This is a genomic window from Candidatus Paceibacterota bacterium (assembly GCA_035452965.1).
In the GTDB taxonomy this organism is placed as follows: domain Bacteria; phylum Verrucomicrobiota; class Verrucomicrobiia; order Limisphaerales; family UBA8199; genus UBA8199.
Window position 1 is genome coordinate 39,952 of the sequence record DAOTCE010000020.1, and the last position, 15,796, is coordinate 55,747.

A 15,796-nucleotide genomic window follows, 5' to 3' on the forward strand; every position below is an offset into this window, starting at 1 on the left:
GGTTCACGGGTACGGCGCCACGTTGATCACGTAGCTTTGCTGGACGGTGCGGCCCGCGGCATCCGTCGCCTGGATGATAAAGTTGAAAAAGCCCACCTGGGACGGGGTGCCGGAGATGAGCCCGCCGGAAGAGATCGGGTTGAACCCGGGCGGCAGCGGCGGGGAGCCCGGCGCCAGCGACCACGTGACAGGGGTCTGCCAATTGGGCGTCGCGGCGCTGGTCTGCAACTGCACGCTGTAGGGCATGGTAATGGTGGCATCCGGCAAATACGGCGGAGAGACCTGGATCAACACCTGGTTTTCCAGGTCGGCGATGCTGGTGCCATTCGGGTAGATGATGGGCGCGTTGGTGGTGGCGTCGTAAGAGGCCCAGGCGAAATGGAGCAGCGCGCCAGCCTCATCCACGAAGAGCGGATAGGTGCCATTCACGTACATCGGGCCGACCTTGTTGAAAGTAAACGTCACCTGCTCGCGGATAACGCCGGGGCCCGCCAGGGTGGGCTGTTGGCCGGTCAGGTCAAAGGCCGGGGTCGAGCGAACCACGGTCGGCATTGCCGGAAATCCCCCCGCCAGATCAGAGGCGGTGAACAGGATGTCAGGCTGGGTCACCACGCGCTGAACCTGCTGCCGGATGAAATTGGTGCTCGGCGGGTACAGATTATAGTTGGTCACCGCCGTCAAGGAGTAGTTATTGGTAACCGGGCTGAAGAACTGCCCCAAAAGGGAGTCAAAGTCCCGCCGAATAAACGTGATCTTCTCAATCCCCTGGCGCAGGGCAACGGAATTGGTCGCACAGATAACGGGGTTGACTACAAAGACGTCCTGGACCCAGGAGTCAATGACAACCTGCTCGAAGGACTGGGTGTTGGTGAAGCCGGCCGGGGTGTTGGTCGCCGAGACCAGGATATTCGTATTGTAATTGGTGACGGTCGCCTGCAAGTAGAGAACGGAGACCCCGCACGCATTGGTTGGCGCGATGAAGTAGTTCCCGACCACCTGGTTCGTCAGGTAGGTGCGTGTGGTGGTGTTGGTGATCAGCGGGCTCCCCACCGGGGTATAGGGCGGGTTGGTCACGGTAGTGGTCAGCACGGTAATCAGGCTGAGATTGGTGTGGAGAACGATGTCCGACAACGGCACCGTGGTCCAGACTCCGTTGGGATATTGCTGGTTGGTCACCCATTGAAACTTGAAGACATTGTTGAAGGTGTGGTGATACCAGTTCTGGACCGTCAGGGTCAGGTTGGTCACAAACTCCAGGTGGGGCGGCGTGCCCAGCGGGTCAAACGGGTAATTGGTGAAAAGCGCCGTGAGGTTCGTGACGTAGATGTTGGTGAAGATGTTCTTCGTGGAGGCGATGCTCAGGTTGGGATACAACGCCTGCAGCGCGGCCGGATTGTTCGTCAGCGCCTGCGAGGCCAACAGCGTCAAATTGGACGTGTAGAGGAGCTGCGTCGCGTTGGTATCGGTGATGAAGGTGATCGTGTTGGTGCCCGCGGCCTCGATGTTCATGTTGTTGGTGGCGTAGAGGTAGCGCAACCCCCCCATGTCATCCCGGGTCAGGCCAGTGTGGAACCAGCCGTAAAAGGTCTCATCGGGCAGGGCAAGCTTGGGAGTGGCCAGCGCGCTGTATCGCGCCGAAGCCTCGGCGTTCGGGTCAACGAGAAATTCGACCGCATCGCCGAAATCATATGGCTCGCATATCTGTTGAATCTCGTAGGTGAACAAGGTACCGTTGACGTAGCGCGAGGGCTGCCAGGTCACCGGGTCGAAATTGCGCTGCACGACCAGGAAATCGAACTGGGGGCAGGACAGGCTGGGCGGCAGGATACGGTTGCGGATACACCACGTCCAGTTTTCCGGATCAATCAGGCCGAGCCGCTCGATCACCAACTCCATAGCGGTGGACTTTAAATCGAAGAGGTGCAACGCCTGGGCGGTGTAATTGATGCGGCTCTCCTCGAGCGGGAAATCGTTGAGGTTGGCATCGGACACCCTGGGCAGGTTATTAAAGACGGCCATCGCGGCGTCCACGGCCGCTACGCCGCTGGCGCCGAAGTAGTCGAGGAAGCTTTGATCAAAGGAATAATACAGGACCGGGGTGTTCCAGCGAGATTCCTCCCCCAGATTATGAGGGTGCCAGGCGAAGTCGTCGCCGTGGATTATCCAGCCGCTGGCCGGCAAGGTCACATAGACGAACTTCTCATACCCGATGGTCGTATCCTGCCATTCTTCCCCCGGGCCAAGCATGGAGAAGGCGCAAGCCGACGGCGTGGCCGCCGCCAGGAACAGCCAGGCCATCCAGCAACCGCAACGATTGAGAAAACGCGACATATAGGAGCTTCCGTTAGCGCATGCGCAGCACCCGGTAAAAGCTGGCCGGGGTGCCGCCGACATACATGAAATCAACCGTGCCCGGGGCGAACCGCATGCCGCCGAGGTTGGTCCAGTTTTTAAGGTCGGCCGAACGCTGCACCTGATAAATCAGGCCCGGCTCGGTGTTCCAATCCAGGAACAGGCCCTGCACGGTCGGCTGCAGCTTCAGGCGCAGCACGCTGGCCGCATCCGTCGGACAGGTGCCGGCGAGAAACTCGGTCAGGTTCGACACGCCGTCCCCGTCGCTGTCCACGTCCGGCCAGGGCCATTTCCAGACATCGGTGCCGAAGAATTCAACCATCCAGTCGAATGGAATCCCGCCCCAGGTGAGCAGGCCATAGGTGGTGTTGGTGGTGGCGCCGGAGAGTGGCGAGACGCGGCCATCGGCCAGCACATAATCCAATTGAAAACTGTGCGTGCTGTCATGGGCCAGCCCGGACATGGTCCACCACGTGTTGGTGACGATTGCGGTGGGCGTCGCCGCGCCGTCGGCGTAAACCTCGTAATAAGCGACGTTGAAGCCGGCCAGCGGCGGCCAGGTCACGCTTAACGCGCTGGAGCTCAGCACGCTCACGAACGGCGGGTCGGGCGCGGTGAGCGGCTGGAGCGAGGAGGCGTAACGCTGGGCGTAGAGGTCGAAACCCAGAGTCAGGCCGGCAAAGCTGCTCCAAGCCACGAGGAAGCGTCCGGCACCGTCCGCGGCGATCGCCGGATGGAGCTGCGAGCCGACTGTGCTGGTGTTGACGCGGAACTCGTCGCTTTGTGGCGTCAGGTCGCTGCGGAAGATCCGCGCGACTATCCCTTTGCCCGAGCCGTCCTGACTCAGGGTGGTCCAGATCGCCATGGCATCCGATCCGATCAACGCCAGGGTGGGCGCGTATTGGTCCCCGAAGCGGTACTGGTTGAGACGCGCGACCGGCCCGGCAGCCGCCCCGGTGCTTAAGAAGGCCCGGGCATACACATCCCAACTGTTGGTCCGGAGGCTGGACAGGTCCTTCTCGGACCAGGAAACGATGAACCCGCCATTGGGAGCGGCCGCGACGCTCGGGTTGGCGCACACATTGGTGGAGGTATTGACCTGGAACTCACTCCAGGAGGAGGAGCCGGCCGCGTTGAAGATCCTGGCATAGATGCTCACGCTATTGTCGTAGCGCTGCTGTTCGGAAACCCAGGCGACGGCAAACCGGCCGTCGCTCAAACCGGCCACCGCCGGCGTGCGCTGGTTGAAGCTGGTGAACTGGTTCACCAGGACTTCCCCGCCGACTTTCTGGCCGGCCGGCGAGAGCACCTGCGCGTAGACATCCTGCAGGCTGTTGGCGCTGAACTGGTTGTAACTCCCCCACACCACGGCCACGTTGCCATTGGCCAGCGGCGCCAGGGCGGGGTTAGCCTTGAAGTGGTTGGTGAAGGTGTTGACCCGCACATCATCGGCGGGCGTCAGCCACGTCCCGCTGGCGGTCTGGAAGCGGGCGAAGATGTGCTGATGGCCGCGCTGCCCCCCCTGCCAGACGAACACCGTCCCGCCGTTGTTCAGCAACCCCACCTGCGGGAATTCCTGATCGCCCGCACTGATGGCATTGACGCGAAACGTGGACAAAGACCCGGAAAGGCTGCTGCCCAACCGCCGCGCGCTGATCCCCAACCCGTTCCCGTCCGTGAGATTATCCGCCCAGACGATATACCCGCCCGTGGCCTTGATGCTGAGGGCGGGGTGCACCTGATCCCCCGGCAGCGCATCGGCGATGACGTATTCGACCCCGTTGGTCAGATACGTGTTGGTCTGGCCTGAAACGGATACCGGGGCGGCGACCGCCAGGCATCCGCAGACCAGGGCGTTACGGGCGAACTGTGGCAAAGACATACGTTCAGGCATTTACGGTGGACTTTGGCGGCTTACACGATTTGACAGGGTTCAAAGGGTCAACATGCCGCTGGCTTCAGTTGTTTACCGGCCCTGTCCCCGCGGGCGGCTGCGTTGGAATGGCAGTTTGCGCGAACGGCATTTCGTCCTCCGTGTGCAACCGGTTGCCGGCCGGGTCAATGAGCGTCGGGGTGACGAAGATCAGCAGGTTCTTCTTGGAAGTATTCTTGGATTCACTGCGGAACAGACGGCCCACGAGCGGCAGGTCGCCCAGCATGGGGATTTGATCCTTGATCGTGGTCACGGTCTCGGCCAGCAGTCCGCCCAGAACAACCGTCTGCCCGTCCCAGACATTGACCGTCGAAACCACCTGCCGCACCCGGAACAGCGGCAGCACGGTCGGCACCTGGATGAATCCGCCGGCGATGGACTGGTTGATGGCCCCTGACGAGAGCACTGTATTAGGATTGTCGTAGCCCACAAACTCGGTCAGCGTCGGGATCAATGTCAGGTTGATGGTGAAGCCATCCGACAGCAGGCAGGGAATGACATCCAGCACCGGCCCCAACTCCATCTGTTCCGGGAACGGATAGACCACCGTAGGCTGCGCCTGGTTGACGGTCGTTCCGGTGCCAACCGACGCGTTCTGACTCTGCGCCTGGCTGAATCCGAAGCCGGTGATGATGGTCTTGACCTCGGCGGCCTTCATTTGCGCCTGCCGGCCGCTGGTTGTGGTGACTTCGGGCTGGGCCAGCAGCTCAGATCCCTGCCGTTGCTGCAGCGCCTTGATGACGAAGCGGAACTGCGGGTCGGTCAGGATGCCGGTGAGGGTGAAGAGCGAGGTGGATGGATTGCGCAGGCCAGAAGTCAAGAGTTGATCCGTGGCGGTCGGGGCGATGGTGGTGGGGGTCGCGGCGAAAGGATTGCCAGGGAAGATCCCCAGCGGATTCGCGTCGGTCGGCGCCCCGACGAACGAAGACGCGGTGCCGGCCTGGCCGCCGATGCTGTCGTTGTTCATCAGCGTATTGCCCAGGAACCACTCGAATCCCAGGGCCTTGGTGTCATCCTGCGAGACTTCGATGATCTTGGATTTGATGTTGATCTGCGGCGGCACGATGTTGAGGACTTGAATGGCCGCCTCGATCATGTCGAGGTCCTGCGACGTGGCGCGAACTATCAGCATGCCCTGTCGGTCGTTAAAGAAGAGGGATTTGCCCGGGAAAGAGACGGGGTCCAGGTTGACCCCCAGGCTCGCGAAGTAGTTGATGGCCGCGCGCGAGACGTCCGACATGTCGTTGGTCTTGGTGATGAAGTTCAAACCGCCTCCGGTGCCGCCTTGCTGCTGCATCCCCGCCCCGCCCGACCTGCCGCCCATGATGCCGCCCGGCGCGACGGAAACCCGGGAAATCACCGAGCCGCTGATGGTGTTCTGATTCTGCCCCATCCCGCCGCCGCCGCCGCCGGTGGCGCCGCCAAAGCTGCCGCCACCGGTGTTTTGGCCGACATTCATGGATTCGCCGAACACAAAGGCGCCCACGCCTTGCAGGCCCTGGTAGAAGGTGTTCGGGTCCACCTTGAAGGTGCGGATGTACAAGGGCTCCGCCTCCTGGGCCTTGACCGAGAACACCACCGCGTAGTCTTCAATGGAGTACTTGATGGGCTGCTCGGCCACTTTTGCGATAGCGTCCAGCACGTCGGCCAGCCGGATGTCGGTGAGCGGCGGATTGATCTTGATGGAAATGGCGCTCAGATCCACCTCCTCGGGCGGGGGGATCGGCAGGGGGTTGCCGTCCGGCCCAAGCACCGGCCCGGTGGGTGAAGTGGGCGCGGCGGCGCCGCCGTAGTTGTTGATGAGGAAATTGATGCCGCGCTTCTCCGGGTCACGCTTTTTGCATTCGTCGCTCAAGTTGATAATGACTTCGCCGAGCGGCAGGCCGTCATATTTCACATTGTCCAGCCGGATACGATCGAGCTTGGTAATGATGGATTGGCGCCCCGGGCCGGTATGGACCAGGTTCGTCCGGGTGTAGGGATTGGGGACGGGCAGCAGCTCGCGTTTGACCGGGTTGGCCCAGGCTTGCTCCACGGCGCGGACGTCCTGCCGCATGGTGACCTCGTGCAATTTCGCGGCCCGGACGAACTTGGCTTCGGAAACGAGGTTCAGGTAATAGAGGCCCGCCTCGTTGTGCGGGTCCTGCTTCAACGCCTCCTTGAGCTTGTCCTCGGCTTGGTCCAGCTTGTCCATTTCGTAAAGCAGCTTGCCGTCATGCACCAGGGTGCTGGCCTGGACTCGCCCCTCGACGATCCCCGGCACTTGGCTGCGCACTTCCTCGCTGGGGATCTTGCCGCGCTGCTCGGCCAGCAGTTTCTCGTTGCCGCGCTTGAACTCAACGGCCGCCGCGTGCGTCGGGTCCACCCGCAGCACGTCATTCACTTGCGTCCGCGCCTCGGTGTAATCGCCGCGCTGCTGGGCCTGCTGCGCCAGTTCGAGCCGGACCGCCGCCAGGCCCGCGATGGTCTGCTGCCGTTCGGCCTCCACGCCGGATCCGATTCGCTGCACCAGGTCCCAGGCGTCGTCGTAGAGCTTGCCGGCGGTGGGGAGCGCGCGCCGATCCTGCGCCGCCCGCGCCTCGGCCAGTTTCTGGCGCAGCGTGATGGTGTTGGCCTGGCGGTAAACCGCTTCGTTGATCGCCGCTTCCTGCGACGACGACTGCGCACAAATCACCGGGGCGCCGGCGAGCAAAAGGGTGAACGCGATGGTTAGGGAGGCTGCTTTCATGGTGGTTTCGATAGCGTTGGCTGAAAAATTAACGCGGTTCAGGGTGCGGGACTGGCACTGTGTTTGACGGTCCATTTCTTCAAATTCGACTTGGCGGACAATACAACTTCGTTCTCCGTGATAGCAACGATTTTGTAATCTTCGCCGTTGAACGCGAGCGACGCGTCAACGCGGCGGGCGTTCCAGGTCTTGTTCTCCGGCGCGTACTTCAGATCCACCATGTGCCCCGCCACGCGCCGATACGGCTGGTCGCGGGTCAACTGCACGCGCTGCCGGGTATCATTCAATTCGAGCACGGCGGTGACGTTCGTCGGATTGTCCGGCGGGGATTTGATGTCGCGCATCGCAAACGTCTCGTTCTTGTCGCCGAGCTTCACGTACTTCTGCTTCCGGCGGTCCTTCAGGTTGAGCGCGGTTTCGTCCTCCACGCCGATCTTGCAGCGCACTCCCGAGTCCGTCACCGTCACGTCGTCGAGGGTGATTTTCAAGTAGAGCGGCACCAGCTTGGTGATGACCAGGGCATTGGGGCCGATGTTGGTGGCGCCCACTTTGATGAGCCGGTCATCCACCGTCTTCTGCCAGAGCATGGGGTTGAACAGTTTGTTCGGGGCGCCGAAATCCACCCGGGCGGGCGCCGCGGCCTTTTTGAGGACGCTGTCCGGCAAGGTGAGATCGAGGTTGGTCAGCGGCTTGACGCTGGGATGGATGAGCTGATTGCGCATGTTCTCCAGCTCCTGCTTCTCACTGGCAATCTTGAAAGGCAGGAACGCCACCGCCACCGCCAACCCCAGGAGCACGACGCCGAGCAGGACCTTTTCGTAGTTCTTCTTGAGAAAATCCATCTTTAGTTGGCTTGCTTGGAAGGAACCAGTTTTACCACATAGACCATCAGTGTGACCTTCAACTGCTTTTCATCCAGCGCGGTGGGCAGGCCTCCGCGGCTGGCCGGCGCGGCGGCCTGCGGCGTGTAGACCGGCGGGGTGTAGGCCGGCCGAACCGGAGCGGGCCGGGGCGCGGGGGCGCGCATGCCATAGCGCGCGGCAAAGGTATCCACTGCGGGGCCTTCCGCCGCCTGCGACGGGGCCGGACGAGGAGGAGGAGTGTAGGCGGGGACGGGGGCGGGCATCGGGGCGGCCGCGAACGGTTGATCATAGGCGGCAGCGGCAGGAATCGCCGCGGGGGCGGGCTCGACGTTGATGGTCTTGACCACCAGCCCGCACGGGGAGCTGGCAAAGCCCGCCAGCACGCCGGCCAGCTCCGAACTGAAGCAGTGGAAGACCACTTCGTAAGGCGACATGACCGCCAGCTCGTTCGTCACGGACTTATCCGGCAGGTAATCCGTCTGCGGTCCTTTGAGATCATCGTCGGATACCCGCTCGCGGCGCAGGGCGTCCAGCGAGTTGACCTTGGCCTCGAACAGGACCGAGCAGATGGCCTTGACCTCGCCCAGTTGCACGGAGAGCGGCTCGAGGCTGCCGGGGGCGTAGGCGAGGCTCTCTCTTTGAGCGGCGAATGAGAAGCTGTAGCTGTTGCCCCTGGCGTCCTTGCTCGGCAGCCCGACGCTGGCTTTGGTGGCCTCGCGCTCCATTTGATCAATCGTGCGGCTGAGGGCGGAGCTGAATTCCTGGCTGGTGAGTTTGCCGGACTCGGGTTGCGGGATCGGCGGGCAGTTCTGGAAATACTGGCGGGCTTTCTGGATGTAGGCGCGCAGTTCCTGCTCCTGCTCGCGGGCGGCTTTGACATTGTCAACCTTGTCCGAGCCCGGGTGGGGTTTCTGCTCGTATAGCCGCTTCAGCCGGGCGTATTGCTCGTCGAGTTTCCCCAGGTTTTCGTTGTTGAGCTGCCACTTCGAGTAGAAGTACCAGCCGGCCAGCACCATCAATACCAGCGCCAGCAGGCTCCCGGCCAGGAAGTACAAATTGCGTTTGATCCAGTCCATACTACAGCTTGAGCGGGCGCTTCAACCTGGCGACAACGCTGAAGGTGAATGTGCCGGTCTGTTCATCGTTGATGACGTCGCTGTCGGTCCGTGTCTGTTTGGGGTCCGATACAAACAGGGGGCTGTTCTGCAGCTCCTGCAACACCGCGTAGGCGATTCCTTTGTCGGCGTCCGCCTGACCCGTAACGTTCTTCAGGCTCACCGCGCGGAAGGTGATGGTGAGGGTCGCCACCTGGTTCGTGTCGTCCACCGGCGGCACCCCGGCGGACGGGTCGGTGGGCACCGCCCCCTCCGCGGCCGCGGGCTCCGCCGGCGCGGCCTCGGCCGGTTGCGGGGGAGCCTCTGGCGCCATGCCGCGCATTTCCATCCCGTAGCGTTTAAGAAAAGCTTGCTGGGCCTCGATATCGCCCGTGGACGGCACCGGCGCCTCTCCGAATCCCATGCTGGCGGTGACATCCCCCGTCAGCCGGGGCGCGGCGGTCATTAGCTGCTCGATCCAAACGCCCGCGTCGGTTCGCAGCCTGGCGTAGGTGGTTTGTTCGACCCGAATCAGCACCTGGCGCAGTTCGCTCAGGACCTCGGCCCAATAGTAGCGGTTGTGCATCCAGCCGACGATCTGGTCAACATCCGCCTGCGTCTTCTTCAGATCGCCGTAGGCCTTCTTGAACTGCACTTCCTTGCGTTCCGCCGGCTCGACATCTCCCTCGACAGCGGTCAGCATCTCTTTCTTGACTCCGGCCAGCTTTTGAAAGAGCAGTCCCATGGCCGCGATGACCGCAACGAGGCTGAAGACCGTGGCAATGAAGTAGGGCTTCTTCTGGTTGAAGCTCTGCCATCGCAGGGTGCTTTCCGGCATCAAGTTGAGTTCCACCGGGCAATGCGCCAGGTTGCGCAGCCCCAGGCCCACCACCTCGCCCAGCGAATGGGCCACGCGCGCCAGCTCCTCGAGATTGAGCGCCGGGTCGAGCTGGATGTTGCGCAGGGGGTTGAAGTATTCGACCGGCACATTGAGTTTCTCGGCGAAGAATTGCGCCGTGTAGGGCATCACCGACGCGCCGCCGGACAGGAACAACCGCTGCGGGGCGCCTCCTCCCTGCTGCCCGCGGTAGAACTGCATGGTCTGGTTGACCTGAATGTGCAGCCGCGTCATGAACTGCCGCGCGATCTTCGAAATGGCCGCCTGATGCGGGTTCTCCGGCTCCTCATACGCGCCGCCCAGGCTCACGAAGCCCTCTTCGATCTTGAGCTTCTCCGCTGCGTCATACTTCAGCTTGGATTCGTGGATGAAGTCTTGCGTGATGGAATTGGCGCCCAGGTTGATGCTGCGGGAGAAGACTTTGCCTTTTTCGAAGAAGAGCAGGTTGCTCGTCTTGGCCCCGATGTCCAGGAGCATCGTGCAGTCTTCCAGGTCGCCGTAGTTGTAGCGGAACGCGTTGCAGAGCGCCGCCGGCGAGACGTCCGTCAGTTGCAGGCGCAGCCCCGTCGCCTCGGTCACCCGGAACAGCCCCTCCACCACGTCGGCTTTGATGGCCACCAGCAGCACCTCCAGCTCGCCGCCGGGCGTCGAGCCCAGGATCTGGTAGTCCCACACCACTTCTTCCAGCGGAAACGGCACGTTCTGCTGCGCTTCATACTGGATCATCTGCGTCACCTTGTTCGCGTCCACCGGCGGCAGTTTGACGAACTTGGAGAACACGTGGAAGCCCGGGGCGCACACATTGACATCGCGGGCCTTGATGGCTTTCTCGGCGATCAGCTCCTGCAGGGCTTTGAGCATCGCCGCTTCGCGCGTCGTTTCCTGGGCTCCCTCCGCGCCGAGGGACTTCAGGCCGTATTGCTTGAGGCGCAATCCGCCCGCCTCGTTGACTTCGAACTCGGCCAGCTTGAGACTGCCCGCCCCAAAATCAACGGCTAGAAATGACTTCGTATTAAGCATTACTGTTATGGCGCTCGGCCGACAAAACTTTGGCCGCCCTGGTTGGGTGAACCGGCGGCCAGCCGATGGTGGTTACAGGAAACTCCAACCGCGGTCAAATGGAAAGAGAAAAACGCGCAAAAGCAAAACTAAATGCGCCGAGATGCTTCTGGCCCCCGCTGAAACGAAAAATCATGCCGCGCAGTTTCATGGTCCAACCTGTTTTGTTTAACAAAAATCATGCCAATAGCGTTTGCCCTTGTTTCCAAGGCAAACACGCATCGCCACCGGGTGGAGTTCACGCAAAATGCGTGTTGCCCGCGCACGGGGGCGCGCGGCAAGCCGGCGTCAGGTCGGCAGCGCGCCACGGTGGCAACGAAGGGGCGCTCCGCATCCGGGAAGCATCCAGCTTTGCGGTTGGGAGCGTCGCCCGCGTCCTCCACGCTCGCGCGACTCGGAATCCGCGCATCCCCGCATAGTCAAGTTAAATCGCTGGGGTGTTGCTCGTTGTCTGGTTGCTCGTTAGGGTCCGGCGCGACCGCGAGCGAGGGAAAAACCGCAATTTCTGCAAATTCTGTGTAACTAACTGAATTTGATGTATTTGCGGCGGATTTGGCGCTCAAATGTCTCCGCAGCGGGCCTTCAGGCGCAAGTGCCGTAATTGCAGCATATTGCGATCGGAAAGGCTCAAATGTCAAGGTTGTATCCACGGTGTGGATATGGTGTGGATACGGGGAGGATACGGCGAGACTCCCTGGGGAACCGCGGGCTGCCAGCCGGCAGTGTCAAGTTAAATCGCCTGGTATTCTGCCTTGCGGAGGCGGGCCTCACGACTGGAGGTCGAGGGAGTGGATGGCGAGGTGGAGTTGGTGCTCGATGGCGTGGTGGCGTTCGGGGTCAAGGACCTTGCCGCCGGTCAGTTCGCGGACGTAGAAGCTGTCGAGGGCGGCACCGCGTTCGGTGCAGATTTTGGCCGCGGAGATGTCCAGGGCAAGCTCGGTCAGGGTCTGGGAGATGGTGTAGAGCAGGCCGATGCGGTCTTCGGTTTCGATTTCGATCAGGGTGCGGGCTTCGGAGGCGTCGTTGTCTAAGCGGATCAGGGTGGCCATGCGCTCGCCGGTGTATGCTTGGTAAAGCGGGCGGGTGATTTTCTGGCGCCCGATCAGGGCGGGGAAGTCCACTTCCTCGCCGGTCAGGGCCCGGTGCAGGACGTTTTCGAAGCGGTCGCGCTGGTCGGGGCCGGCGAGGTTGCCGGTAATGGCGTCGGCGACGTAGAAGGTGTCCAGCACGATGTCATCGGTGCGGGTGAAGATCTGGGCGCTGAGGATGTTAAGGCCGGCGGCGCTGAGGGAGCCGGCGATCTTGCAGAAGAGGCCGGCGCGGTCCCAGGTGCAGACCTTGACGACGTTGTAGGCGCGATCGGGCTCATTATGCCAGTTGACGACCGGGGCGAGCGGGTTGTCCACTTCGGAGACCTGGAGGCGCATGAAACGGTGGGCGAGGGTGAGGTCGGCGAGGACATCCTTGGCCGGATGGATCTGGAAGTAGCGCGCGGGCAGGGTGGCGAAGTGGGCCTCGATTTCCTCCGCGCTCAGGCGCGCGGGGGCGCGGCGGCGGACCTCCTGCCCGAGTTTGGCGCGGTGCTTCTCGTCGGCGCGGGCGAATTCCGCGCCGCCCGTCAGCAACTGCATGGTCTTGTGGTGGAGCGAGCCGAGCAGCAGGTCTTTGAAGCCGTTCCAAAGCTTGTCGCTGGTGGCCTGGGAATCCACAAAGGTGTGAAGGGTGAGCAGAGCGAGCGTTTCGGGATTCTGCACCTTGTGGGCAAACTGGCGGATAACCGCCGGGTCGTCCAGGTCACGCCGCTGGGAGACGCTGGCCATCAGGAGGTGATGCTCGATGACGAGGCGCAAGGTCTGGGTCGCGGCGGTGTCCAGGTTGAGGCGTTTGGCGGCGCGCATGGCCAGGTCGCAGCTTGCCTCGGAGTGGTTGCCGTGGGCGTCGGCCTTGCCCACGTCGTGGAGGAGCAGGGCGAGGTAGAGCACGAAAGGGCGTTCGAGCTTCTGGAAGAGCGGCGTGTAGGTGGAGTAAGGGGGCGCTTTGGCTTCCCAAATGCGGTCCAACTGCTCGAGACACATGAGGGTGTGCTCGTCGGCGGTGTATTGGTGGTAGAACTCGTGCTGGACCAGGCAGGTGAGCTTGCCGAACTCGGGGATGTATTTGCCCAGCAAATCCACCTCGTGCATGGCGCGCAGGATGGGGGCGACGCTGCCGCGCTGGTCGAGAATGGCGAGGAAGGTCTCGCGCACGTGTTCGTCGGTCAGGAAGCCGTGGTCCACGAGGTTGAGCTGGTTGCGAATGAGTTGCGCCAGGTCCGGGTGCAGGCGCAGCCCGCGCTGTTGGGCGTAGAGGAACACCCGCATGAGCCGCCGCGGATGGTCGCGGAAGACGCGGCTGGAGGTGGCGTGGATTTCGCCATCGGCGAACTTGAATCCGTCCACGGGTTCGCTGGCGGGCTTGCGATGGCCGGGGAGCAGGCCCGTCAGGCGGCCCGGCAGGGCCAGGCCGGGCAGGCGGCGCGGCTGCGGCAGGAGCGCCAGGCGTTGCTCCAGGGTGCGGGTGATGAGGAAGATGTTGCGCGAGTGGGTGTAAACGTCGCGCATGAACTCCTCGATGCGCTTGCTGGGGGAACGCTCGTGGTAGCCCAGGTTAAAGGCGACGGCGGGCTGCAGGTTCTTGCCCAGCACATCCATGGCGCGGTTGGCGTGGTAGTGCATTTCGGTGCGGACGCGCAGGAGGAAATCGTAGGCGGCCTCCAGGTGTTTGCGCTCCGCCTCGCTGATGAGGGCATGGGCCTGCAGCTCCTTGAGCGAGCGGGTGCGGTACTTGAAGAAGGCCATCCAGAGCAGATTCTGGAAGTCGCGCAGGCAGCCGCAGCCGTTTTTGAGGTTGGGCTCCTGCATGGAGGCGGAATTGCCGAACTTGGCGCGCCGAGCGGCCTGGTCGGCGAGGCGCAAGGCGATGTATTCCTCCTCGCAGCCGGAAACGCACTTGCTGATGAGGGTCTTCTGGAACCGCTTGAACAGGGCGTCGTCGCCGGCGATGAGGCGGGCCTCGATGAGCGACGTCTTGGATTGCATGTCGCTGTTGGCGACCTTCACGCAGTCCTCGAGGCTGCGGACCGAGTGCCCGATTTTGAGACCGATATCCCAAAGCGGATAGAGGAGGCCGTCCAGGATGCGCGAAAGGTGCGGCAGCGGGCGGGTGCCGCTGGCGGCCACCTGCCGGCTGTGCAGGAACATGAAATCAATGTCGCTATGGGGGTTGAGTTCCGCCCGGCCATACCCGCCCAGGGCGACGAGCGCCAACGGCGGAAATTCGTGGCGGGCCGGCTCGGACAGGCCGGCCTTGGCGGCCTCCCACAAATGGCGCAGGAGCGCGTCGAGAATGGCGGCGCGGGCGTGGCAGATCTCCAGGCCGCCGGCGCCGGCCCGATGCCGCAGCTTGAGCCGGTGCGTCTCCACCTTGAGGAAGGCCTTGTAGCGGGCCAGTTCCTGGGCAGGTTGACGGCCAGGCGGCAACGCCAGGCGCGCCGCGGCACTGGCGGTTATCTTGTCGAGCAGTTCCTGCATTCGCGAATTACTGTGGGAGCAAAAGCCGCGCAAGGCAAGCGCCGCCGAAACCTTGTGACCGCGGCGGTGTCTGCTAGAGTGGGGCATATGTCCGCCGCGCCCGACCCCGATGCCGCCCTGATGCTGCGCGTGAAGCAGGGCGACATGGGCGCATTTGCCGAGCTGGTGGACCGGTACAAACGGCCGGTGATGAATGTCGCTTGCCGCATGCTCCGCGACGCGACGGAGGCCGAGGACCTCGCCCAGGCGGTGTTCGTGCAGGTGTTCAAGTCGGCCCACCGCTATGAGGTCGCATCCAGGTTCTCGACCTGGCTGTTCACCATCACGCGGAACCTGTGCTTGAACGAGATCCGCCGCCGCTCCCGGCATCCGACCAACTCGATCGAGGCGGCGCACCCGGAGCAGGAAGGCCAGCCGTGGCAGCAGTTCGAGGACAAGCGGACAGCGGGACCCCCGGAGCGTCTTCTGCACGGGGAACTGGAGGCGAAGATTGAAGAGGCATTGGGCGCGCTGCCGGAGAACCAGCGCCTCGCCATCCTGCTCTGCCGCCAGGAGGACTTGAGCTACGAGGACATCGCCCGCGTGCTCGGGTGTTCGGTATCCGCCACGAAGTCATTGATCCACCGCGGGCGCGAGACGCTTAAGCAGCGGCTCAAACCCTACCTGCAAAGCGGGGCGTGGCATGAGTCCGCATGAGTGCAACTTTCATGCGGAAGCGGTTTTACTCAACTTAGGCACAGTTCTATGACCAACGAGCCCATCTACAACCGACTGCGCGAGCTAAGCTGGCGGCGGAAATTGACTGCCGCCGAGGAAGCCGAGTTGCGCGCGTGGCTGGCGGCGCATCCCGAGGCCCGGGCGGACTGGGAGGCGGAGGCCGGTCTGGAAGCGGCCCTGCGCCGGCTGCCGGACGCGACCGTGCCCAGCAATTTCACCGCGCGCGTGCTGCAGGAGGTCGAGCGGGAATCCAAGGCGGTGCCGCGCCGGCCCGAACGCTGGACGTGGCCGTGGCTGCACTGGCTGCCCAAAGCGGCTCTGGCGGCTTCCGTGGTGGCGGCAGGGCTTATCTCGTACTTGATGGTTCAGAGCGCAGAGCGCCGGAGGCTGGCCGAGAGCGTGGTCGCCGTCGCGGATGTGTCCTCACTGCCCAGTCCGGAAATCCTCCTGGACTTCGACGCCATCCGCGCATCGGCTCCAGCTCCCGCCCCGGACGAGCAACTGCTGGAGGTGCTGCAATGATGGCGGCCAGCCGCCGCCGTCTTGGCGTGGTGCCGCTCGTTTGCGCCTGCCAGATAATATC

At 63.1% G+C, this 15,796-nt stretch carries 9 protein-coding genes; 2 read left to right on the forward strand and 7 right to left on the reverse strand.

The window, feature by feature from the left end; translation table 11 throughout:
• Positions 1-3 precede the first annotated feature (3 nt).
• The 7 genes from P5205_14880 to glnD form a co-directional block, all read right to left on the reverse strand.
• On the reverse strand, positions 4-2,331 hold the full coding sequence (locus P5205_14880; protein HSA11646.1) for an Ig domain-containing protein: 2,328 nt from the start codon (positions 2,329-2,331) through the stop codon (positions 4-6).
• 13 nt (positions 2,332-2,344) lie between these two features.
• Positions 2,345-4,234: a hypothetical protein gene (locus P5205_14885; protein ID HSA11647.1), complete on the reverse strand. Its 1,890-nt coding sequence runs from the start codon at positions 4,232-4,234 to the stop codon at positions 2,345-2,347.
• A gap of 76 nt (positions 4,235-4,310) precedes the next feature.
• Entirely contained in the window at positions 4,311-7,013 is a 2,703-nt protein-coding gene (locus tag P5205_14890; GenBank protein ID HSA11648.1) for a hypothetical protein, read from the reverse strand.
• A 38-nt stretch (positions 7,014-7,051) separates the two neighbouring features.
• Positions 7,052-7,855 carry a hypothetical protein gene (locus P5205_14895; GenBank protein HSA11649.1) on the reverse strand — a complete coding sequence of 268 codons (804 nt, stop codon included), beginning with the start codon at positions 7,853-7,855 and terminating at the stop codon, positions 7,052-7,054.
• Between the two features lie 2 nt (positions 7,856-7,857).
• The gene (locus P5205_14900; protein ID HSA11650.1) at positions 7,858-8,952 is read right to left on the reverse strand and encodes an Amuc_1100 family pilus-like protein; all 1,095 of its coding nucleotides are present in this window, start codon (positions 8,950-8,952) and stop codon (positions 7,858-7,860) included.
• Position 8,953: 1 nt separating this feature from the next.
• Positions 8,954-10,888, reverse strand: a complete 1,935-nt coding sequence (gene pilM / locus P5205_14905; GenBank protein HSA11651.1) for a type IV pilus assembly protein PilM — start codon at positions 10,886-10,888, stop codon at positions 8,954-8,956.
• A gap of 806 nt (positions 10,889-11,694) precedes the next feature.
• Positions 11,695-14,496: a [protein-PII] uridylyltransferase gene (gene glnD, locus P5205_14910; GenBank protein ID HSA11652.1), complete on the reverse strand. Its 2,802-nt coding sequence runs from the start codon at positions 14,494-14,496 to the stop codon at positions 11,695-11,697.
• 87 nt (positions 14,497-14,583) lie between these two features.
• Between glnD and P5205_14915 the strand changes: the two genes are divergently transcribed.
• Together P5205_14915 and P5205_14920 are read left to right on the forward strand one after the other, a co-directional pair.
• Positions 14,584-15,192 (forward strand): sigma-70 family RNA polymerase sigma factor, encoded by a 609-nt coding sequence (locus P5205_14915; protein ID HSA11653.1) that lies wholly within the window; start codon positions 14,584-14,586, stop codon positions 15,190-15,192.
• A gap of 48 nt (positions 15,193-15,240) precedes the next feature.
• The gene (locus P5205_14920) at positions 15,241-15,735 is read left to right on the forward strand and encodes a hypothetical protein (protein HSA11654.1); all 495 of its coding nucleotides are present in this window, start codon (positions 15,241-15,243) and stop codon (positions 15,733-15,735) included.
• The last annotated feature ends 61 nt before the right edge of the window (positions 15,736-15,796 follow it).